At 58.7% G+C, this 21,650-nt stretch carries 18 protein-coding genes; 9 read left to right on the top strand and 9 right to left on the bottom strand.

What is annotated here, in order from left to right; translation table 11 throughout:
• Nucleotides 1-19 precede the first annotated feature (19 nt).
• The 6 genes from fhuB to hrpB form a co-directional block, all read right to left on the bottom strand.
• Complete coding sequence (gene fhuB, locus ABIB18_RS08750; protein WP_094106274.1) at nucleotides 20-1,999, bottom strand: Fe(3+)-hydroxamate ABC transporter permease FhuB; 1,980 nt, start codon at nucleotides 1,997-1,999, stop codon at nucleotides 20-22.
• On the bottom strand, nucleotides 1,999-2,877 hold the full coding sequence (gene fhuD / locus ABIB18_RS08745; RefSeq protein ID WP_046289204.1) for a Fe(3+)-hydroxamate ABC transporter substrate-binding protein FhuD: 879 nt from the start codon (nucleotides 2,875-2,877) through the stop codon (nucleotides 1,999-2,001). The genes fhuB and fhuD overlap by 1 nt, the downstream gene beginning before the upstream one ends.
• Nucleotides 2,878-2,887: 10 nt before the next feature.
• A complete protein-coding gene (gene fhuC / locus ABIB18_RS08740; RefSeq protein ID WP_031374708.1) occupies nucleotides 2,888-3,682 on the bottom strand; it encodes a Fe3+-hydroxamate ABC transporter ATP-binding protein FhuC in 795 nt (264 codons plus the stop codon).
• Nucleotides 3,683-3,721: 39 nt separating this feature from the next.
• Complete coding sequence (gene fhuA / locus ABIB18_RS08735) at nucleotides 3,722-5,941, bottom strand: ferrichrome porin FhuA (protein ID WP_354473984.1); 2,220 nt, start codon at nucleotides 5,939-5,941, stop codon at nucleotides 3,722-3,724.
• Between the two features lie 199 nt (nucleotides 5,942-6,140).
• Nucleotides 6,141-8,690, bottom strand: coding sequence for a bifunctional glycosyl transferase/transpeptidase (gene mrcB, locus ABIB18_RS08730; RefSeq protein ID WP_354473983.1), 2,550 nt, complete (start codon nucleotides 8,688-8,690; stop codon nucleotides 6,141-6,143).
• Between the two features lie 98 nt (nucleotides 8,691-8,788).
• A complete protein-coding gene (hrpB, locus tag ABIB18_RS08725) occupies nucleotides 8,789-11,272 on the bottom strand; it encodes an ATP-dependent helicase HrpB (RefSeq protein WP_354473982.1) in 2,484 nt (827 codons plus the stop codon).
• A gap of 36 nt (nucleotides 11,273-11,308) precedes the next feature.
• Here hrpB and thpR point away from each other — a divergent pair, with 36 nt between their 5' ends.
• The 9 genes from thpR (at nucleotide 11,309) to panD (ending at nucleotide 18,376) form a co-directional block, all read left to right on the top strand.
• Complete coding sequence (thpR, locus tag ABIB18_RS08720; protein ID WP_046289201.1) at nucleotides 11,309-11,836, top strand: RNA 2',3'-cyclic phosphodiesterase; 528 nt, start codon at nucleotides 11,309-11,311, stop codon at nucleotides 11,834-11,836.
• 11 nt (nucleotides 11,837-11,847) lie between these two features.
• Nucleotides 11,848-12,552 (top strand): DNA/RNA nuclease SfsA, encoded by a 705-nt coding sequence (sfsA, locus tag ABIB18_RS08715; protein ID WP_354473981.1) that lies wholly within the window; start codon nucleotides 11,848-11,850, stop codon nucleotides 12,550-12,552.
• 248 nt (nucleotides 12,553-12,800) lie between these two features.
• Complete coding sequence (gene dksA / locus ABIB18_RS08710; protein WP_031375735.1) at nucleotides 12,801-13,256, top strand: RNA polymerase-binding protein DksA; 456 nt, start codon at nucleotides 12,801-12,803, stop codon at nucleotides 13,254-13,256.
• A gap of 73 nt (nucleotides 13,257-13,329) precedes the next feature.
• Nucleotides 13,330-14,256, top strand: coding sequence for a tRNA glutamyl-Q(34) synthetase GluQRS (gene gluQRS, locus ABIB18_RS08705; RefSeq protein ID WP_069728415.1), 927 nt, complete (start codon nucleotides 13,330-13,332; stop codon nucleotides 14,254-14,256).
• A gap of 39 nt (nucleotides 14,257-14,295) precedes the next feature.
• Nucleotides 14,296-15,714, top strand: a complete 1,419-nt coding sequence (gene pcnB / locus ABIB18_RS08700; RefSeq protein ID WP_354473997.1) for a polynucleotide adenylyltransferase PcnB — start codon at nucleotides 14,296-14,298, stop codon at nucleotides 15,712-15,714.
• Nucleotides 15,711-16,196: a 2-amino-4-hydroxy-6-hydroxymethyldihydropteridine diphosphokinase gene (gene folK, locus ABIB18_RS08695; RefSeq protein ID WP_031375737.1), complete on the top strand. Its 486-nt coding sequence runs from the start codon at nucleotides 15,711-15,713 to the stop codon at nucleotides 16,194-16,196. Before pcnB ends, folK begins: the two co-directional genes overlap by 4 nt.
• Nucleotides 16,197-16,279: 83 nt before the next feature.
• The gene (gene panB / locus ABIB18_RS08690) at nucleotides 16,280-17,074 is read left to right on the top strand and encodes a 3-methyl-2-oxobutanoate hydroxymethyltransferase (RefSeq protein ID WP_069728416.1); all 795 of its coding nucleotides are present in this window, start codon (nucleotides 16,280-16,282) and stop codon (nucleotides 17,072-17,074) included.
• Nucleotides 17,075-17,089: 15 nt separating this feature from the next.
• The gene (gene panC / locus ABIB18_RS08685; protein WP_031375739.1) at nucleotides 17,090-17,944 is read left to right on the top strand and encodes a pantoate--beta-alanine ligase; all 855 of its coding nucleotides are present in this window, start codon (nucleotides 17,090-17,092) and stop codon (nucleotides 17,942-17,944) included.
• A 51-nt stretch (nucleotides 17,945-17,995) separates the two neighbouring features.
• Nucleotides 17,996-18,376 (top strand): aspartate 1-decarboxylase, encoded by a 381-nt coding sequence (gene panD, locus ABIB18_RS08680; protein ID WP_354473980.1) that lies wholly within the window; start codon nucleotides 17,996-17,998, stop codon nucleotides 18,374-18,376.
• Nucleotides 18,377-18,435: 59 nt separating this feature from the next.
• Here the strand turns inward: panD and ABIB18_RS08675 are convergent, their stop codons facing one another.
• The 3 genes from ABIB18_RS08675 to ABIB18_RS08665 form a co-directional block, all read right to left on the bottom strand.
• Complete coding sequence (locus ABIB18_RS08675; RefSeq protein WP_046289199.1) at nucleotides 18,436-19,449, bottom strand: acyltransferase family protein; 1,014 nt, start codon at nucleotides 19,447-19,449, stop codon at nucleotides 18,436-18,438.
• 435 nt (nucleotides 19,450-19,884) lie between these two features.
• Nucleotides 19,885-20,655, bottom strand: a complete 771-nt coding sequence (locus tag ABIB18_RS08670) for an ABC transporter permease (RefSeq protein ID WP_354473979.1) — start codon at nucleotides 20,653-20,655, stop codon at nucleotides 19,885-19,887.
• Entirely contained in the window at nucleotides 20,652-21,578 is a 927-nt protein-coding gene (locus tag ABIB18_RS08665) for an ABC transporter ATP-binding protein (RefSeq protein ID WP_031375742.1), read from the bottom strand. Before ABIB18_RS08665 ends, ABIB18_RS08670 begins: the two co-directional genes overlap by 4 nt.
• Nucleotides 21,579-21,650 lie beyond the last annotated feature (72 nt).

The following is a 21,650-nucleotide window of genomic DNA, read 5'->3' as shown; positions in this document are numbered from 1 at the left end:
CGGCTGAGGCCGGTCTTTTTTAGCCTGAACGTCGCAGCAGCCAGATGAAGTAAGGCGCGCCGAGAAAGGTCGCCATCAGCCCGGCCGGAATCTGATCCGGAAACGCCAGCATCCGCCCGCACCAGTCCGCCAGCACCATCAGTCCCGCCCCAAGCAAGCCTGACAGCAGCAACTGCGGTAATGCCCGACGGAAGCCCAGCATCCGTGCCATATGTGGTGCCATCAATCCGACAAAACTCAGCGGGCCGATGGTCAGCGTGGCGCTGGCCGTCAGCGCGGCTGCCAACAGCAGCAGGCTGAGGCGGGCCGGGGTTAACGCCATGCCAGCTGAGCGTGCCGTGGCACTGCCGAGCGGCAGCAGCGTCAGCCAGCGGCTGGCCAGCGGAGCCAGCGCCACCAGCAGCAGCGCGCAGCCAGCGCTCTGTATCGCCTGGCTGGCACTGATATTGTAGGTTGAGCCGGAGATCCAGCTCAGCAGGCCGCCCATGCGCGGATCGCCACTGGCCAGCAGCAGCATCAGCAGCGTGACAAACGCGCTGTTCAGCGCCATCCCCGCCAGCAGCATCCGCTCCGGTGAAAAACCGCCACGGCTGGCCACCAGCATAATCACCATCAGGGTCAGCGCCGCGCCGATTGCGCCGGCTGGCAGCAGCCACATCAGCGCATCGCCGGGCACCAGGAACATCATCACCACCACACCACAGGCGGCACCGGAACTGATGCCAAGCACTTCCGGGCTGGCCATCGGATTGCCGGTCAGCCGCTGGATCAAGCTGCCCGCTACGCCCAGCATCAGGCCGGTCACCAGCGCGGCCAGTACCCGCGGCGCGCGCCACGGCAGCAGCTGATGGAGCATATCGCCCGCAGACCAGATCCAGCCCTGGGCATTGCGGCCAAACGCCAGGCCGCCCCACGCCAGCAGCGCCAGCGCCAGCAGGCCAGTCAGCACCCAGCGCAGCAGATGCTGGCGCTCGGCCGGAACGTTATCCCCCTGATCCAGCGCCGGTGGCACCGAACCGGTACGCAGCCGCGGCAGCAGCCACAGCAGAATCGGCACCCCCAGCAGCGCGGTGGCGGTACCGGTCGGAATCTCGCGCCAGTGAACGCTTAGCCACTGCACGCACCCATCCGCCAGCCACAGCAGTAGCGCGCCGATCAACGGTGCCAGCAGCATGCGGCTGAGTAACCGCCGGCCACCCAGCAGCTTCGCCAGCAGCGGCGCAAACAGCCCGATAAAGCCGATAATACCGGCGGCATTAACCAGTTGTGCGCTGAGCAGGATCGCCAGGGTCAGGCCGCCAATTCGCGCCAGCGACAGCGCCAGTCCCAGATTTTTTGCCACGCCATCATCCAGCCCCATCAGCGTCAGCGGACGCAGCAGTGCCAGCGTCAGCAACAGCGCCAGCAGCAGACGCGGCCAGAGTTGCAGCACGTTTTCCCAGCTCATCTGATTCAGCGCACCGGTGCTCCACAGGAACATGTTCTGCAACTGGTCGTGATTGAAGATGGCGAAAATCTGGTTCACCGCGCCGCTGTAGAGACTCAGCACCAGGCCAGCCAGAATCAGGGTGACCGGCGACAGACGTTTGCGCCACGCCACGCCAAACACCAGCACGCCAACCACCACCGCCCCGATCAGGGCAGCAAACTGCTGGGTCACCGCGCCGCCGGGCAACTGCCACAAGGTCGCCACGGTGATGCCGAGCTGTGCGCCAGAGGAGACGCCCAGCGTGGTCGGTTCGGCCAGCGGATTACGCAGCACCTGCTGAAACAGCAAGCCGGCTAATCCCAGCCCGGCACCCACCTGCAGTGCCAGCACCAGCCTTGGCAGCAGGCTGTAGTGAAATACCATCTGCGATACGTTATCGGTGGCAGGCGACCACAGCGCCTGTGACCACTGCGCCAGCGGTAACGCCTGCTGCAGGTTAACCAGCGTCAGGCCAAGCGCCAGCAGAAACAGCAGGCTGAGCAGCGCCGCAGGGAACAGAGCATGGCGCATCAGTGCGTCTCCAGCGCGCGTTCCAGCACGCGAACAAAGTGCAGTGCCGACAGCGTCGCACCGTAATACCAGACCGCCGGTACGCGCTGAAAGCGTCCGGCACGCACAAACGGCAGCGACTGCCACAGCGGGCTGCGCATCAGCTGCTGCATATCTGCCTCGTTATCATGATCAAAGCAGATGACATCCACATCGCCCAGCGGGGCCAGTTGTTCGATCCCAACCACCGCACTGCCCCAGAAGTTAGTTTCGCCCTGCCAGCCATTCTTCAGGCCCAGCAGGGTCATGATTTCAAGAAACAGGCTGTTTTTACCGAAGGTGATAGCATGACGGCTGTCGAGCAGCGACATCAGCAGCAGCGTCCGCCCGGCGTAAGGTGCCAGACGCTGACGCGCTGCGGCCAGCTCGCTGTCGACCGCGCGCAGGTGCTGCTCTGCCCTGCGGCTCAGCCCCAGCTGCGCAGCCAGCTGACGTAACGAGGCGCGCGCGGTGCTGAACGGTTTACCATCACCGCTGTTGAGGTCGAACCCCATAATCGGCGCGATGCGCATCAGTTTCTCTTTTGAAGGGCCGTAGCCATTGGAGCAGAGGATCAGCGAAGGCTGCATCTGCGCCATCAGCTCAAGGTTCGGTTCGGTGCGCAGGCCGACGTCAACCACACCGGCGGGCAGTGACGGCTCACCGACCCAGATGTTGTAATTGTGGAGATCCGCGACCCCATAGGGCGTAACGCCAAGCGCCAGCAGCAGTTCGGTGGGTAACCACTCCAGGGCAATAATGCGCGACAGGTCGGGCGTGGCGGCCTGCAGCGGCAGGCTGCGGAGCAACGGGGCAGCCGCCAGTGCCAGCATCAGCCGACGGCGTAACAGATCGGGCATGAAGCCATCCTTAGTAGACAAAACTGACCGGGGCACCGCCCTGCGGGTGCGGTAAAATGCCCATCGGGATGCCATATATCGTCCCGAGCACCTCAGCCTGCATCATCGTCTCTGGCCCGCCTTCGGCGATCAGTGCACCCTGACGCAGCGCCACCAGATGATCGCAGTAGCGCGCCGCCATGTTGATATCGTGCAGCACCGCGATGACGGTCAGCCCACGCTCACGGCTTAGCGTCTGAATCAGCGCCAGCACCTCAACCTGATGGGCGATATCCAGCGCGGAAGTCGGCTCATCCAGCAACAGACAGCGGCTGTTCTGCGCCACCATCATCGCCAGCCAGGCGCGCTGACGCTCGCCGCCCGACAGGCTGTCGACCAGACGCCCGGCAAACGCGTTCAGTCCGACCCGTGCGATGGCGTCATCCACCCGATCGCGATCTTCCTGACCAAAGCGCCCCAGCGCACCGTGCCACGGGTAACGACCAATCGCCACCAGCTCGCGAACCGTCATCCCTTCCGCGGCGGGCAACTGTTGCGGCAGATAGGCGACCTGACGGGCAAAGGCCTTGCTGTTCCAGCGATCAACCGGCTGCTGGTTGAGCAGCACCTGTCCGGCGCTGGCGCGATGATGCCGACCCAGCATTTTCAGCAGCGTCGATTTGCCTGAGCCGTTATGGCCGATCAGCGCGGTGACCTTGCCTGGCGGAAAGGTCAGCGACAGCGGTTGAAGGAGGGTACGGCCCGGCACCTGGAAGCTGGCGTTATCCAGGGCAAAGGTCACGTCTTCTGCGTGCGGATACGACATGGTAATCCCTGTGAACGGGCGCCGCAGCGCCCGGCTAAATCAAAATCTGAAGGTGGCGGTGCCGACAATCTGGCGTTCCGCGCCCCAGTAACAGGCGTAGTCACGATAGCAGCTGGCAACATACTCGCGGTCAAACAGGTTGTTGACGTTGACGCCGACTGACGAACCGGGCAAACCGAAGCGAGCGAGATCATATTTCAGCGCGGCGTCGACCGTGGTGTAACCGGCAACCTTAAAGTTCTGGTTCGAGAGTCCAGCAGCGCTATTAGCTGGGGTCTCAGCATACAGCCCCTGGCTTTCCCCCACGTAACGAACTCCGGCGCCGATTGTCACCCCTGACAGGGCGGTTTCGTGGAAGGTGTAATCACTCCACAAGGAGGCCATATGCTTCGGTACCTGTACCGGCGTTTTGCCTTTCAGCAACGTGTCTTCGGTATATTCCGCATCAGTGTAGGTGTATGACGCGGTCAGGTTGACGTTAGCGTTGAGCGCCGCTTTGGCTTCCAGTTCGACACCGCGCGACCGGATTTCACCACCCTGTACGCTAAAGAGAACGTTGTCAGGATCGGCGGTCAGGTTTTTGGTTTTGGTCAGCTGATAAACCGCGGCGGTGAGCACGACCGGACGATCTTTCGGTACGTATTTCACGCCAGCTTCATACTGCTTAGCCCGCGACGGGTCAAAGGCTTCGCCGTTTAACGTTGAACCGGCATTAGGAATAAAGGCTTCGCTGTAGCTGAAGTAAGGCGCGATGCCGTTATCGAACACATAATTCAGGCCGCCGCGCCAGGTGAAGGCCTGATCGTTTTGCCGATCGACACTATTCGCCACCCGATCGTAGACGGAGTTCATGGCGTAATCATAGCGGCCGCCAAGGGTCAGTACCCAGCGATCCCACTCCATCTGATCCTGCAGATATAAACCGGTCTGACGCTGCTTATCCAGATGTTGATAAGGCTGGTCATAGGGCGTCACGCTGTCGTTGCCATATTGCGGATTGACCGCATTCAGACTGGAAGCCATACCAAACTGGGCATCAATATCGTTACGGGTCCGCTGGAAGTCCACCCCCAGCAACAGCGTATGATCGAGCTGGCCGGTGGCGAATTTCGCCTGCGCCTGGGTATCGACCGCAAACTGATTGAGCTTCTCTTCAGAGACCGCCGAACCGCGCGTGATTTGCTGGGTTTCCGGCAGGAAACCGTTGCCATAAATACTGCGGTAATCGGTACGCAGGTCGGCATAGCGCAGGTTCTGGCGCACCGTCCAGGTATCGTTAAAGCTGTGCTCAGCGTTATAGCCGACCATTTTGGTGTTACGCGAAATCTTATTGCTCTGTTCGCCTTCATCAAAATTGGTCGGCAGTTTGTACTCGCTGCCGTCGCCACGGGTAATCGGCACCACCGTGCCCTGACGCGGCAGCCAGCCGTAATAGCCGGTTTCAGGCTCGTTCTGGAAATAGGTCAGCAGATCAACGCGGGTGCGATCATCCGGACGCCAGCTGAATGCCGGGGCGAGGGTGTAACGCTTCTCTTTGTTCATCGCCTGCTGCGCATCCTGACTGCGCGCCTGGCCGGTCAGACGGTAGCTGTAGACGCCGTCATCATCCAGCGCGCCACCAAAGTCAAAGCCGGTCGAGAACAGGTTATCGTTACCCATCTGGAACTGAACTTCACGCAGCGTTTCCTGCACCGGCCGCTTGCTGACCAGCGCGACGACCCCGCCAGGGTTGCTCTTGCCGTATAGCACCGAGACCGGCCCGCGCAGCAGCTCCGCGCGCTCCAGGAAGTAAGGATCGATAGCGAACTCAGAGTAGTTATCGCCCTGCAGTTTCAGGCCATCCAGATACTGGTTGGTATTGGTTTCGCTAAAGCCGCGAATCGACAGCGCATCAATCACGTCTGAGCTGCCGCGGTTCCCGGTCAGCACGCCAGGCGTATAGTTAAACGCCCCTTTGACGCTGGTGACGTTGCGCATCTCCATCTCTTCACGCGTCACTACGGAAACCGACTGCGGATTTTTTTCAATCGGCGTATCGGTTTTGGTGCCGGTGGCACTCTGTTTCGCCGCAATGGTCGGCGCAGGTCCCCATGCGCTTTCGCCCGCCACGCCAGCACCGCCGTCTGCTGACACCACCAGGGTCTCTTCCGCGAACAGGTTGCTGCTCAGGCTGGTCAGCGCCAGCGCAATCATTATTGCCAAAGGCTGGCGGTAAAAGTGTTTCTTAGTACAACAAACTGAAGTCGTTCGCGCATTCATAAAGGTGTCTCTTAGCTATGAAGGATGTGCAGGCGAATCGAAACGATAATGATTATTATAACGGTCGAATAATATGCGAAACGATGTCGCGACTGCAAGGATAAATCCCAGGCGTGACGCCGTTTGCAGCGCGATTAACCGGTATTGATCAGGCACAAAAAAAGGGCGCCGAAGCGCCCTTTTTAACCAGTCTGTAAAATTATTTACCAAACATATCTTTTATCCATCCCGCTACGCCGTCGCTCTCTTTCTGCTCCTGCGGTTGCTGGGAAGGTTGCTGCTGCTGTTGCTGCTGTTGCTGCTGTTGCTGCTGTTGCTGTTGATCAAACAGCTGTTGCTGCTGCTGAACCTGTTGTTGCTGTTGCTGACACAGCGCATTCGGGTCCAGCGCCCACACTGGCAGCGAACGCCAGGTGCTGCTGCCGGTGCCGCAGACAAAGTTACCGGCCGAGTCGATATTCATCAGCGACACATCTTCCGGTGGCGTCAGCTGCAACGGCATAGGCGCCTGGTTGTCGAGGTAACGACGATAGAGCTGCATCGCCCCGCTGGCGCCGTACAGTTTGGTCGGCTGGTTGTTATCCCGTCCAACCCAGGTGATCGCCACTTCTTTGCCATCGATACCGGCAAACCAGCTGTCGACCAGATCGTTGGTGGTACCGGTTTTCCCCGCCAGATGTGCATTCGGGAATCGCGCGCCCAGCGCACGTGCGGTACCGTGATCGGCCACCTGCTGCATGGTGTAGAGCGTCAGGTAAGCGGCCTGAGCCGGCTCAACGCGCTGCGCCTGCGGATAGCTCTGATACAGCACGCTGCCATCTTCAGCAATCACCGAGCGCACCGCCGACAGCGAGGCGCGGTTGCCACCGCTGGCGATCGACTGGAACGCCTGCGCCACTTCAACCGGCGTCAAGTTTAACGCCCCCAGCAGCATCGCTGGCACCGGGTGCAGCTGCTCTTTCGGCACGCCCAGCTTGTTCCAGGTATCGACAACCGCATCCAGACCCAGCGTCATCCCCAGGTTAACCGTAGGCACGTTCATCGAGTTGGTCAGCGCATCCACCAGCATCACTTTCCCGCTGAAGCGACGATCGTCGTTCATCGGTTTCCAGACGCTGCCATTCGGCTGTTTCAGCGCAATGGGCTCATCGGCAATCCAGCTGTTAAGACGATAGCTGTTCGGCTGGCTCAGCGCGGTCAGATAGGTGGCCGGTTTTGCCAGCGAACCGATAGAACGACGCGCCTGCAGCGCACGGTTATAACCGGCATACTGCGGATCGGCACCGCCGACCATGGCGCGCACTTCGCCGCTGAAGCGGTCAACGACTACCATCGCGGTTTCCAGATCCTTCAGGCCACGCTGTTTTTTCAGCGTCGGAATGACGTCGATTACCGCTTTTTCTGCCGCATCCTGCGAGACCGGATCGAGGGTGGTGAAAATCTTCACGCCGGAGAGATCTTTCACCTTGTCACCGAGCTTCGCCTGCAGCTCATTACGCACCATCTGCATAAAGGCTGGCTGCGGCGTAATGACTCCGCCTTTAGGCTGTACGCCCAGCGGACGCGCCGACAGCATGTCATACAGCTCCTGGTCGATCACTTTCTGCTGCTGCAACAGGCGCAGCACCAGGTTGCGGCGTTCCAGCGCCAGTTTCGGGTTACGCCATGGGTTATAGAGCGAGGCTCCTTTCACCATGCCGACCAGCATCGCCTGCTGATCGAGGCTCAGCTCATCAACCGGGCGACCAAAGTAGTAGAGGCTGGCCAGCGGGAAACCGCGGATCTGATCGCTGCCGGCCTGACCGAGATAAACTTCGTTCAGATAGAGTTCCAGAATGCGATCTTTGCTGTAGCGCGCATCCATGATCACCGCCATATAGGCTTCACGCGCTTTACGCCACAGCGAACGCTCGTTGGTGAGGAACAGGTTTTTTACCAGCTGCTGGGTCAGGGTACTGCCGCCCTGCACCGCTTTACCGGCGGTGATGTTGGCGAGGAAAGCGCGACCAATCGAATAGGGGCTGATGCCGTCATGTTCGTAGAAGTGGCGATCCTCGGTGGCAATCAGCGTATCGACCAGCAGATCCGGGAAGCCGGCGCGCGGTACAAACAGACGCTGTTCGCCATTTGGCGACTGCAGCATGGTAATCAACCGCGGATCGAGGCGGAAAAAACCAAAATCACGGCCGGTTTCGAGGTTTTTAATCTCGCTCAGCTCATCCTTACTGAAACTCATGCGCGCGTGGATCTGCCCCTCTTTACTGTCGGGGAAATCGAACGGACGACGCAACAAATCAATGGTATTGCCTTTAACCGAAAACTCGCCAGGGCGGGTGATACGTGACACCTCGCGGTACTGGGTGCCCTCGAGCAGCGCCACCATTTCACTTTTGTTGTAGGCCATACCCGGTTCCAGGCTGACCATACGGCCATAGACGGTAGCGGGCAGTTGCCACACTTTTCCGTCAATCCGGCTGCGAATTTCCGAGTCGAGGTAGACGCCCCATGCGGCCATCACCACAACAAACACCAGGAACAGCTTGATTAACCATCCCAGCCAACGGCGTTTGCCGCGCGGCGGTTTTCCACCTTTACCTTTACGTGGCACCGGCGCTTCCTCCTCGTCATCATTAAAATCATCCTGATCGATATCCTGTTCGATATCCCTGCGGCGTCCCCGGCGCGCACTGCTGCGCGGCGGCAACGGTTTACCTTTGCGCCCAATAGGTTCGCGATCGTTCCCAGACATTGCTTTTATTCTCCAGGCATAGCTTACGGCTGCGCCGCTACTCTAACTGCTTTCTGGTGTTCCGCATGGCAGAACCCTCTGAATTCGATCCAGCGGCCTCAACCTTGCGGGGACATTTTTTTGGTGCGCCTTGTCGGCAAGGCGGTGGCCGGATCGTCTGGCCAGGGATGTTTAGGATAGCGCCCTTTCATCTCTTTGCGGACCTCCGGATATGCACCGCGCCAGAATGCCGCCAGGTCGCGGGTAATCTGTAACGGGCGCTGCGCCGGCGATAACAGCTCCAGCACCAGCGGCACCCGGCCTTCAGCGACGGCGGGATTAGTGGCTTCGCCAAACATCTCCTGAATCCGCACCGCCAGTGCCGGGGGCTTGTCCGCATGGTAGCGGATTGGCAGCCGGCTTCCGGTCGGCACAGTGTAATGAGTTGGCAGCGCACTATCCAGCCGCTGGTGTTGTGACCATGTGAGTAAATGTAATAGCGCGTTGACGAGGTCCACCGATTGCAGCGTTTTCAGATCGCGGACGGCGGACATCTGCGGCAGCAACCATTGTGGCAGGCTGTCGAGCAGCGCGGCGTCATCGACCGCTGGCCAAGGCTCTTCCGGCAACCATTGCGCGGCACACTGGATGCGCAGGCGCAGCTGCTCCGCCTGAGGCGTCCAGCCCAACACCGACAGCCCCTTTTCCGCCACCCAGCGCAGAATAGCCGCCTGCAGCACCGCCGGTTCCGGACGGGCCAGCGGCTGGGTTTTCAGCACCAGCGCGCCAATCTGCTCACGTCGCAGGGTGCGCAGGGTGCCCTTCTCCTCATCCCATTCGACTTCAGTCCGCCGCTCAATCAGCGCAGGCTGCTGCTGACACAGCGCCTCAATGTCGACCGGCAACGCCAGCAACATCCGCGCATCCGGCGTGGTGCTGCCCTGTAACAACGCCGGAGCGATCAGCCACGCATTGCGCGTCAGACCATCCTGCTGATCCAGCATGGCACCCAGGCCGTTGGCCAGCTGATAGCGGCCGCTCTCGTCACGCCGGCGCGCCAGCCGATCACCGAAGCCCACCGCCAGTAAGGCGGCAAAACGGTCGTCGTCCACCCGGCCGCCGCTGACCTTAAGCCGTCGCTGCCACTGCTGCGCCCGACGCAGCCACTGCGGTTGCGGCCGGTGCAGCGCATCGCGCAGATCGGCGCTGCCGCTGCGCGGGGGATCTTCCAGAATCGCCACCAGCAGCGCGGCAGTAGCGACCGCATCGGCATCCTGACCGGCGGCGCACAGCATGGCCGCCAGCCGGGGATCGCAGCCCAGCGCTGCCATCCGCCGTCCCAGCGTGTTGAGCAGTCCATGACTGTCCAGCGCGCCAAGGCGGGTTAACTGCTGCTGTGCCGCCGCCAGATGTCTGGCCGGAGGCAGATCAAGCCACTGTAGCTGTTGCGGCTGGGTACAGCCCCACTGCAGCAAATCGAGCCACAGCGATGACAAATCACTGTGCAGGATCTCCGCCTCGCTCTGTGCCGCCGCGCGAGACGCCTGCTCCTGTGGCAGCAGATGCAGACAGATGCCCGGCATTAAACGCCCGGCGCGTCCGGCGCGCTGGGTCATGGAGGCCTGGCTGATGCGCTGGGTCTGCAGACGGGTCACGCCGCTGCGGGCATCAAACAGCGCGCTGCGTTCCAGCGCACTGTCGACCACCAGCCGAATCCCTTCTATCGTCAGGCTGGTCTCGGCAATATTGGTGGCGAGCACCACTTTCCGGCGTCCTTGCGCCGCGGGAAGGATCGCCCGACGCTGCGCCGCCAGCAGCAGTGCGCCATACAGCGGCGTCAGATCGACGTCATCGCTAATGCGTGATTCCAGCTCGCGTCTGACCCGTTCGATCTCCGCCACGCCGGGCAAAAACAGCAGTAACGATCCGCACTCATCGCGCAGCAGCTGCGCCACTTCACGCGCCACGGCTTCCTCGAAACGCACGGTTGTGTTCAGTGACGCGTAGCGCCGTTCAACCGGATAGCTGCGCCCTTCCGACACGATCAGCGGCGCGTCTGGCAACAGCGCCGCCAGCCGCGCATTGTCCAGCGTGGCTGACATCAGCATGATCTTCAGATCGTCGCGCAGCCCCTGCTGGACATCCAGCAGCAACGCCAGCGCCAGATCGGCCTGCAGGCTGCGCTCGTGGAACTCATCAAGGATCACCAGCGAAACCCCGTCCAGCATCGGATCGTGCTGTAGCATCCGCGTCAGCATCCCTTCGGTGACCACTTCCAGCCGGGTCTGCGGCCCGACACAGCTTTCGCCGCGCATCCGGAAACCGACCGTGCCCCCCGGCTGCTCACCCAGTTGCTCCGCCAGCCGTTGCGCCACGTTGCGCGCCGCCAGCCGACGCGGCTCCAGCATGATGATCCGGCCTGGCAGATCCGCCTGCTGCAATAGCTGCAGCGGCAGCCAGGTTGATTTGCCCGCGCCGGTCGGCGCCGCCAGCAGGATTTGTGAGGCGCGGCTCAGTGCCGCCAGGATGTCAGGCAGCACCGCGCTGACCGGTAAATCGCTCACAGCAAACTCCGCTTCTGCCTGTGCTAAGATGGCGCGCATTGTAGCATCCATCCGTGATATTTGCCGGAGAGCGCCATGTCGACCCAACGCTTATTTTTTGCCATCAGCCTGCCTGACGCGATGCAGCAACAGCTGGTGCGCTGGCGGGCCGATACCTTTTCCGCCGAGGCGGGCCGCCCGGTAGCCGCCGCCAATCTGCACCTGACGCTGGCGTTTCTTGGCGAGGTGACGCCAGAGACCGCACAGCGGCTGCAAACCCTGGCGTCGCGCATTGTACAGCCGGCGTTTGATCTTGACCTGGATGACGCCGGTCACTGGCCACGTCCCGGCGTGGTGTGGCTCGGCTGCCAGCGCGCGCCGCGCGGTCTGTTGCAACTGGCCAGCCTGTTGCGAGCGCAGGCCGCCCGCCACGGCTGTCATCAGAGCCCGCAGCCGTTTCATCCGCACATCACGCTATTGCGACAGGCAACGCAGCCGGTCGCCCTGCCGCCACGCGGCTTTCACTGGCGCTTTCGCGTCGCGCAGTTTTCCCTGTTCGCCTCTGACTTCGCTCAGGGCCGGACCCGCTATCGTGCGCTGGCCAGCTGGCCGTTACAGCCTTAATCAGGACGCTTATGGATTTTTCTCCGCCCCTCAAACCCGCTCGCTTGATCGCCCGTTACAAGCGTTTTCTGGCCGATGTCGAAACCCCCTCCGGCGAGATCCTGACGATTCACTGCGCCAATACCGGTGCCATGACCGGCTGCGCCACGCCAGGCGATCGTGTCTGGTACTCCACCTCAGATAGCCTGACGCGAAAATACCCGCACAGCTGGGAGCTGACCGAGACGCAACAGGGCCACTGGATCTGCGTCAATACCCTGCGCGCCAATCAGCTGGTGGCTGAAGCGCTCGATCAGCAACGCCTGCCCGAACTGGCCGGTTATCAGCAGCGACAGGCAGAAGTGAGATATGGCAGTGAAAAAAGCAGAATTGATTTTCTGCTCAAGGCGCAGGACCGACGCAACTGCTATATTGAGGTGAAATCCGTAACCCTTTTACATGAAGGAAAAGGTTATTTTCCGGATGCGGTGACGGTTCGGGGACAGAAACATCTGCGCGAGCTGGCTATGGTCGCGGCAGAAGGTCATCGGGCCGTTTTGTTGTTTGCCGTTCTGCACTCGGGGATTGAGGACGTTTCCCCGGCGCGTCACATTGACGTGGCTTACGCAGAGCAACTGGTCCAGGCGCAGCGGGAAGGCGTGGAGGTTTTAGCGTATCAGGCGGACTTATCCGCAGCGGGCATGTTTCTTAAAACGCCGCTTAACGTAAGCTTGTAATATCTTTTGCAATTTTATGTGATAAGAATGTTCTATGCTAAGGCCCGATTACGCTGTTCCTCACAGGCTTGTCAAGGTGTGTTCACGAATAATTGCCAACCTTGACTGCTTCTGTTATTTATAGCGGCCTGTTTTTTTCCCCAATGGGGGATCGATGTACCCCGTAGATGTCAAACAGCAGGCTAGCGGCAACGCACCTGCAAGACGAAAGTCGAAGGGTATAGTGCGTGTTATCCAGGAGAAACAACATGCAAGAAGGGCAAAACCGTAAAACATCGTCCCTGAGTATTCTCGCCATCGCTGGGGTGGAGCCTTATCAGGAGAAGCCGGGCGAAGAGTATATGAACGACGCGCAGCTGACCCATTTTCGCAAGATTCTGGAAGCCTGGCGTAATCAATTGCGGGACGAAGTCGATCGTACCGTATCGCATATGCAGGATGAAGCTGCCAACTTCCCGGACCCGGTTGACCGTGCCGCGCAGGAAGAGGAGTTCAGCCTGGAGCTGCGTAACCGCGATCGCGAACGTAAACTGATCAAAAAGATCGAGAAGACGCTGAAGAAAGTCGAAGATGACGACTTTGGCTATTGCGATTCCTGTGGCGTTGAGATCGGTATCCGCCGTCTCGAAGCGCGTCCAACGGCCGATCTCTGCATCGACTGTAAGACGTTAGCAGAAATTCGTGAGAAACAAATGGCCGGCTAATGCCGCGTCCAGCACGTTGCCACGCAGTGGAACACCAACCGGTTTTTCCGCTGCGTGGTCACGTTTAACGCCTATGACCGCCTCCTGCATTGGTCGCTTCGCCCCCTCCCCGTCTGGTGAACTTCATTTCGGCTCGTTGATTGCTGCGTTAGGCAGCTACCTGAGCGCACGTGCTCAGCAGGGTATCTGGCGGGTACGGATTGAAGATATCGATCCGCCACGTGAAGTGCCGGGCGCAGCCTCGCGTATTCTGCATCAGCTGGAACATTACGGGTTAACCTGGGATGGCGAGGTATTGTGGCAGTCACAGCGCCATCAGGCTTACCGCGACGCGCTGGCCTGGCTTCAGCAGCATCGTCAGAGTTATTTCTGTACCTGTACCCGTCGTCGCATTCAGCAGATCGGCGGTTTCTATGATGGCTACTGCCGCGATCGGCAGCGCGGGCCGGAGAATGCCGCCCTGCGTTTGCGGCAGCATAACCCGGTCCTGGCGTTTGACGATCGGTTGCGCGGCCACGTGCAGGCGGACCCGCGACTGGCGCAGGAAGATTTTATCATTCACCGTCGCGATGGCCTGTTTGCCTACAACCTGGCGGTGGTGGTCGACGATCATTTTCAGGGCGTCACCGAAGTCGTTCGCGGGGCGGATTTGATTGAGCCGACAGTGCGGCAGATTGCGCTTTATCAGCAGTTTGGCTGGCCGGTCCCTGACTATCTGCATTTACCGCTGGCGCTGAATCACGATGGCAATAAGTTGTCGAAGCAGAATCATGCGCCGTCACTGCCGGATGGCGATGCCCGGCCGCTGTTAGTCGCGGCGTTACGCTTCCTCGGACAGCCGGTTTCCAGCGGCTGGCAGGACTTAACGCAGGACAAACTGCTGTCTGACGCGGTGTCGCAGTGGAATATCGCTTTGATGCCCCAGGACAACGCCCTGAAACCGGATGCAGAGACAACAGCATTCTCAAATGGTTCTCAACAGGCTATGATTAGCCGCTGATTTTACCTACACCCTTTTACGCCACTGTCGAGGTGTCCCATTTTTACCCGAGTAGCTAATTTTTGCCGGAAAGTCCTGAAGCGTGATGAAGAGGAAGCCCCTGCAGAGGTTGAACCAGAGAGTCATATGACCATCATTCCTCGTGAAAGCCACACCATCTCACGCAAAGACATCAGCGAAAATGCCCTCAAAGTGCTCTATCGCCTGAATAAAGCCGGTTATGAAGCCTATCTGGTAGGCGGTGGCGTGCGCGATTTGCTGCTGGGGCAAAAACCCAAGGATTTCGATGTCACCACCAACGCCACGCCAGAGCAGATGCGCAAGCTGTTCCGCAACTGTCGCCTGGTTGGCCGCCGTTTTCGTCTGGCGCACGTGATGTTTGGTCCGGAAGTGATTGAAGTTGCTACCTTCCGTGGTCACCACCAGGTGGAAGAGAGCGAAGACGATCGCAACAGCTCGCAGCGCGCCCAGAGCGGCATGCTGCTGCGCGACAACATTTTCGGCACCATCGAAGATGATGCCCAGCGCCGCGATCTCACCATCAACAGCCTCTACTACAGCGTCGCCGATTTCAGCGTCCGTGACTATGTTGGCGGTCTGCAGGATCTGCAACACGGCATCATTCGTCTGATTGGCGATCCGGAAACCCGCTATCGCGAAGATCCGGTGCGGATGCTGCGCGTTGCGCGCTTTGCCGCCAAACTCAACATGAGCATTGCGCCGGAAACGGCTGAGCCGATCCCGCGTCTGGCCTCGCTGCTGCGTGATATTCCGCCCGCGCGCCTGTTCGAAGAGTCGCTTAAGCTGCTGCAGGCTGGCTACGGTTACAGCACCTATCTCAAGCTGTGTGAATACCAGCTTTTCCAGCCGTTGTTCCCGACGCTGGCGCGCAACTTCACCGAGCAGAGCGACAGCCTGATGGAGAAGATGCTGGCTCAGGTGCTGAAAAACACCGATAACCGCATCCACAACGACATGCGCGTCAATCCGGCCTTCCTGTTTGCGGCGATGTTCTGGTATCCGCAGCTTGAAGCGGCCGAACGCATTGCGCAGGAAAGCGGCCTGACCTATTTTGAAGCCTTTGCGATGGCAATGAACGATACGCTGGATGAAGCCTGTCGTGCGCTGGCGATCCCGAAACGTATCACGTCGCTGATCCGGGATATCTGGCAGCTTCAGTTACGCATGTCGCGTCGCCACGGTAAACGTGCCTGGAAACTGATGGAGCATCCTAAGTTCCGCGCCGCGTATGACCTGCTGGCGTTGCGCGCTGAAGTGGAGAATAACCCGGAACTGCTGCGCCTGAGCCAGTGGTGGGGTGAATTCCAGGTGGCGGCACCGCCACACCAGAAAACCATGCTCAACAACCTTGGCGACGATCCGGCACCGCGGCATAAATCACGCCGTCCACGCCGTCGTCCTTCGGCACCGCGTCGCGATAATCAAAACGCCTCATGACCCGAGTTTACCTCGCGTTAGGCAGTAATCTGGCCGATCCGCTGCATCAGGTTGATGCAGCGCTGAGCGCACTGGATGCGTTGCCAGAGACGCAACGCATCGCCACCTCGCCGTTCTATCGTACGCCGCCCTACGGCCCACCCGATCAGCCTGACTTTCTTAACGCCGCCGTGGCGCTGGAGACCGGGCTGAGCGCGGAGGCGTTGCTGGATCATACCCAGCGGATTGAGCGGGAGCATGGCCGGGTGCGCAAGGCAGAGCGCTGGGGTCCACGCACGCTGGATATCGACGTGATGCTGTTTGGCGACGCGGTGATTAACAGCGATCGCCTGATTGTGCCGCACTATGACCTGCTGAACCGCGCCTTTATGCTGGTGCCGCTGCTGGCAATCGCACCCGACGCCACGCTGCCGGATGGCCGGGCGCTCAGCGCCGTGCTTGCCACGCTGGATAGCAGCGCTATCCGTCTCTGGCACGCCTGAGCACACAATCATACATCTTCGATTCCGCTCTTTAACGCTATCCAGTAAACTGCGCCCATCAGAATTTCTGAGTTGAGAGCGCCATGAAACCCACCACAATGTCCCATCTGCGTCAGTGGAAAGCCGACGGCAAAAAATTCGCCACGCTGACCGCCTATGATTTCAGTTTTGCCCGCCTGTTTGCCAACGAAGGCATTCAGGTGATGCTGGTTGGTGATTCCCTCGGCATGACGGTGCAGGGCCACGATTCCACCCTGCCGGTCACGGTCAGCGATATCGCCTACCATACTGCCGCCGTCCGGCGCGGCGCGCCACAGGCGCTGCTGCTGGCCGATCTGCCATTCATGAGTTATGCCACACCACAACAAACCTTCGACAATGCCGCACAGCTGATGCGTGCCGGTGCCAACATGGTGAAGCTGGAAGGCGGAAGCTGGCTGGCAGAGACGGTACGGATGCTGACCGAGCGTGCGGTACCGGTCTGCGGGCACCTTGGTCTGACGCCACAGTCGGTCAATATCTTTGGCGGCTACAAGGTTCAGGGCCGGGATGAGGCAGGCGCAGAGCAGCTGATGACCGATGCGCTGGCGCTGGAAGCGGCGGGTGCACAGCTGATGGTGCTGGAGTGTGTACCGGTTGCGCTGGCTCAGCGCGTAACCGCTGCCCTCTCCATTCCGGTGATCGGCATTGGGGCCGGCAACGTAACCGATGGGCAGATTCTGGTAATGCACGATGCGCTGGGCGTGACCGGCGGGCATATCCCCAAATTTGCTAAAAACTTCCTCGCCGCGACCGGCGATATCCGCGCCGCGATTCGCCACTATATCGCCGAAGTCGAAGCCGGAACCTACCCGGCGGCAGAGCACAGCTTCCAGTAATTCAGGAGAGTAACCGTGTTGATCATTGAAACGCTGCCGATGCTGCGCCGTGAAGTGCGTCGCTGGCGGCAACAAGGTAAGCGCATCGCGCTGGTGCCCACCATGGGCAATCTGCACGAAGGACATTTAACGCTGGTCGATGAAGCACGTTCTCGCGGCGACATCGTAATCGTCTCCGTCTTCGTCAACCCGATGCAGTTTGATCGCGCTGACGATCTGGCGCGCTATCCGCGTACCCTGCAGCAGGATTGCGAGAAACTGAACCGCCATCAGGTTGATGTGGTGTTCGCCCCGTCACCGGCTGAAGTCTATCCGCACGGCCTGAAGAATCAGACCTTTGTTGAAGTGCCGGTGCTCTCTTCGCTGCTGGAAGGGGAAACCCGCCCCGGTCATTTTCGCGGCGTGGCAACCATTGTCAGCAAGCTGTTTAACCTGGTTCAGCCGGACATTGCCTGTTTCGGTGAAAAGGATTTCCAGCAGTTGGCTATCATTCGCAAGATGGTGGCTGACATGGGCTTTGACATTGAGATTGTCGGCGTGCCTACGGTGCGCGCCAAAGATGGCCTGGCGCTGAGTTCGCGTAATGGCTACTTAACCGCTGACGAGCGTAAGCTGGCGCCTGCGCTGAGTCAGGTAATGAATCAGATGGCGGCGCGGCTGGCTAACGGCGAGCGCCACATTGAAGAGATCATCGAAGCGGCCAATCAGACGCTGCTGGAGCGGGGATTACGCCCGGATGGCCTGGCCATCTGCGATGCGGAAACCCTGCAACCGCTGACGGTTGACAGCCAGCGCGCCGTGGTACTGATGGCGGCCTGGCTGGGTAATGCCCGTTTAATCGATAATCAAACTGTCGACCTGACGCAGTAAGCTGCATCCGCTGAAGGTCATTTTATTTCTCGTCTGACAAGGTTTCTGGCTATGATTCGCACTGTATTACAAGGCAAGTTGCACCGCGTGAAAGTTACGCAGGCGGACCTCAACTATGAAGGCTCCTGTGCTATCGATCAGGACTTCCTTGATGCGTCCGGCATTCTGCAATATGAAGCGATTGATATTTACAACGTCACCAACGGCCAGCGCTTTTCGACCTACGCCATCGCCGCTGAACGTGGCTCCAAAATCATTTCGGTCAACGGGGCGGCGGCGCGCTGCGCCTGTGAAGGCGACATTCTGATCATCTGTTCCTACGTGCAGGTCGAGGATGCGGAAGCGCGCCAGTGGCAGCCTAAAGTGGCCTACTTTGAGGGCGACAACCAGATGAAGCGGCTGGCGAAAGTGGTGCCGGTGCAGGTTGCCTGATCGAAAAAAGGGCCGCCGATCAGCGATCGGCGGCCCTTTTTTTGCTGACCTGACGGTCGTTACACCGGTTTAGTGGCGAGCGATTTAGACGGCTTTTTCATGGTAAACAGGAAGTTGAACCAGCCACGTTTTCTCAGCAGACACAGCGTCCACGGCAGCGCCAGCGCCACCAGAAAAGCGGAGATAAACTTCAGGTCGTTTACCCAGGCTGACGGGCTTTCAAATTTCACAATCTTACTGAAGAACTGAATCGCCAGATAATGCGACAGGTAAAAGACGATTGAGTTGACCCCGATGTAGTAAACCAGATCCGACTTCAGCTTCAGCGCAATCCAGACAAAGAACGGCACCGACAACAGCGCCAGCGGCGACAGTAAAGCCGGCGAGTTGGTCTCCAGCACAAAGATATTCAAGCAGGAGAGCAGCACAAAGCTTAACAGTGAAATAAATAACGTCGGGCCATGCTGCACTTTATCCGCAATATCGACCTGTTTTCTTACCACGTAGTCACCGAGGTAGAAGAAAACGAACAGGTAGAACGACTTATTCACGTGGGTGTTATCGAAGCTGGCGAATACGCTGTCAGGATCGATCGCCGGAAGGCCCCAGCTCAGCCCCATACAAACCGCGAACACCAGCAGGAATGGCAGGTGACGGGCAAAGATAATCACCACAAAGAAAATAAACAGCGACTGCAGGAACCATGTCATATCGCCCCCGCCCGTCAGGTGGGACAGAATGATATTCAACGGTGACTGCGGCGTATTGGCCATTGAGCTAAAGACGATCTTTAACCCGCCATAAATAATCACCCATACCACGAAAGGATAGAGGATGCTGCGGATCTTATTATTAAAAAAGGGACCCAGGCCTTTTCTTAATCCCGCATCGACAAATAAACCTGAAACGAAAAACATCAGTCCTAATCGAACTGGTGCAAGCATTTCATTTAACAGGCTACTGAAGGCGGTAAAGTGTCCGGCATTATTATGCACGGCGATGGTGCTATGCAAAAAAATGATTGCGAGAATACTCAATCCCCGCAGATTATCGATCCACGTAATACGATTCATCTTTTCCTGCCTTTTAATTAAGACTGGCCCTGATTTACCGGCCATTTTTCTTATTGAACACTCAACATCCCCCCATTTCCATCCATGATCAAGGAAATAACGTTAATCTGGCGGTATTTTGCTAACTCGGCTTCAATTAAACAACAGCCAGCTATTCATCCAATTCCTAAAAATTTTTTAACTGAGTTAAATCAGCGCGATATAAAGGAAGCAGGGGTTATTATCAGATAATACTTAGGGTTATTTTATTGCCAGTACTGCGGAGACTGGCATTAATGCCAGCAGCAGAGGAAGAATAATCAGCCGGGGTGGGATTCAGATGTTATTAAAAGGTTAAATTTGATACCGGCCGCCAGCTTAAATCGGCCAGTCTTTATACGGTCAAAAAAAAGCCACGCCGTTTTCACCGCGTGGCTGATTTGTTGAGAGCGGCAATCAGGTACGTAATCCGCGACCGTGCTGAATCAGGGTATATACCAGACCATAGAACACCACGATAAAGGCGATCAGCACCGACAGAGTAAATACCAGTGGCACGTCGTTAATACCGAGGAAGCCGAAACGGAAACCGCTGATCATATAAACGATCGGATTAAGCTTCGAGACTGCCTGCCAGAAAGGCGGCAGCAGCGTCAGGGAATAGAATACCCCGCCGAGATAGGTTAACGGCGTCAGCACAAAGGTCGGGATCAGGCTGATGTCATCAAAAGTCCGGGCGAAGACCGCATTCAGCAGGCCGGCCAGCGAAAACAGCACCGCAGTCAGCAGCAGCGTCACCGCCACCATGGCCCAGGAGTGGACATGGAACGGCACAAAGAACAGCGAAATGGCGGTGACCAGAATGCCGACGCAGACGCCACGCGCTACCCCGCCGCCCACGTAACCGGCGATGATAATGTGGGTCGGCACCGGTGCGACCAGCAGCTCTTCAATATTGCGCTGGAACTTGGCGCTGAAGAACGACGAGGCTACGTTGGCATAGGCGTTGGTGATCACCGCCATCATGATCAGACCCGGCACGATGAACTGCATATAGCTGAAACCGTGCATCTCACCAATCCGCGAGCCGATCAGGTTACCGAAGATGATGAAGTAGAGCGTCATGGTGATCACCGGCGGCACCAGCGTCTGGATCCAGATGCGGGCGAAACGGTTGATCTCTTTGGCCCAGATGCTCTTCAGCGCCACCCAGTACAAATGTGTCATGCTTTTGCTCCTGTTTTTCCCTGCGTCAGGCCGACGAACAACTCTTCCAGACGGTTGGCTTTGTTACGCATGCTCAGCACCTGCACGCCCTGCGCGCTGAGCTGGCTGAACACGCTGTTCAGACCCTGCTCCCGTAACACTTCCACTTCCAGCGTCGAGGTATCCACCAGACGATACTGGAAGCCTTCCAGCGTCGGTAACGGACTGCGCGGCGCCAGATCGAGGATGAAGGTTTCCGATTTAAGCTTGGAGAGCAGTTCTTTCATTGAGGTGTTCTCGACCAGTTCCCCGCTCTGAATAATGCCGATATTGCGGCACAGCATTTCTGCCTCTTCCAGATAGTGGGTGGTGAGAATAATGGTGGTGCCCTTGGCGTTGAGATCTTTCAGGAACACCCACATTGAGCGTCGCAGTTCGATATCGACCCCGGCGGTTGGTTCATCGAGGATCAGCAGCTTAGGCTCATGCATTAACGCCCGGGCGATCATCAGACGGCGCTTCATGCCGCCGGAGAGCATCCGCGCCCGTTCGCTACGTTTTCCCCACAGATCGAGCTGCTTCAGGTACTTTTCCGCCCGCTCATTGGCTTCGCGACGTTCGACGCCATAGTAACCCGCCTGGTTAACTACGATTTGCATCACCGTCTCAAACGGGTTGAAGTTAAATTCCTGTGGCACCAGACCGAGCTGGCGTTTGGCGTTGACCACATCTTTTTCCAGATCGTAGCCAAATACCCGGACGCTGCCGTCAGATTTGTTGACCAGCGAACTGATAATACCGATGGTGGTTGATTTACCGGCGCCATTCGGTCCCAGCAGTGCATAAAAATCACCGGCTTCAACGTTAAGATCGATACCCTTCAGCGCCTGCACGCCGCCGGGATAGGTCTTGGTCAGCCGGGAAAGTTCCAGTGCATAAGTCATTCCGAATCCATACCCTGTTTTGATGGCAATTTAATGCCGTTTAAATTTGTGAAGCCTTCGCCTATAGTACGC

Origin of the sequence: Pantoea sp. UYEF8 (genome assembly GCF_040546285.1) — a bacterium.
Classification (GTDB): Bacteria; Pseudomonadota; Gammaproteobacteria; order Enterobacterales; family Enterobacteriaceae; genus Pantoea; species Pantoea brenneri.
Note: the sequence above shows the minus strand (reverse complement) of the source record. Positions and strands in the feature narration are given on the sequence as shown.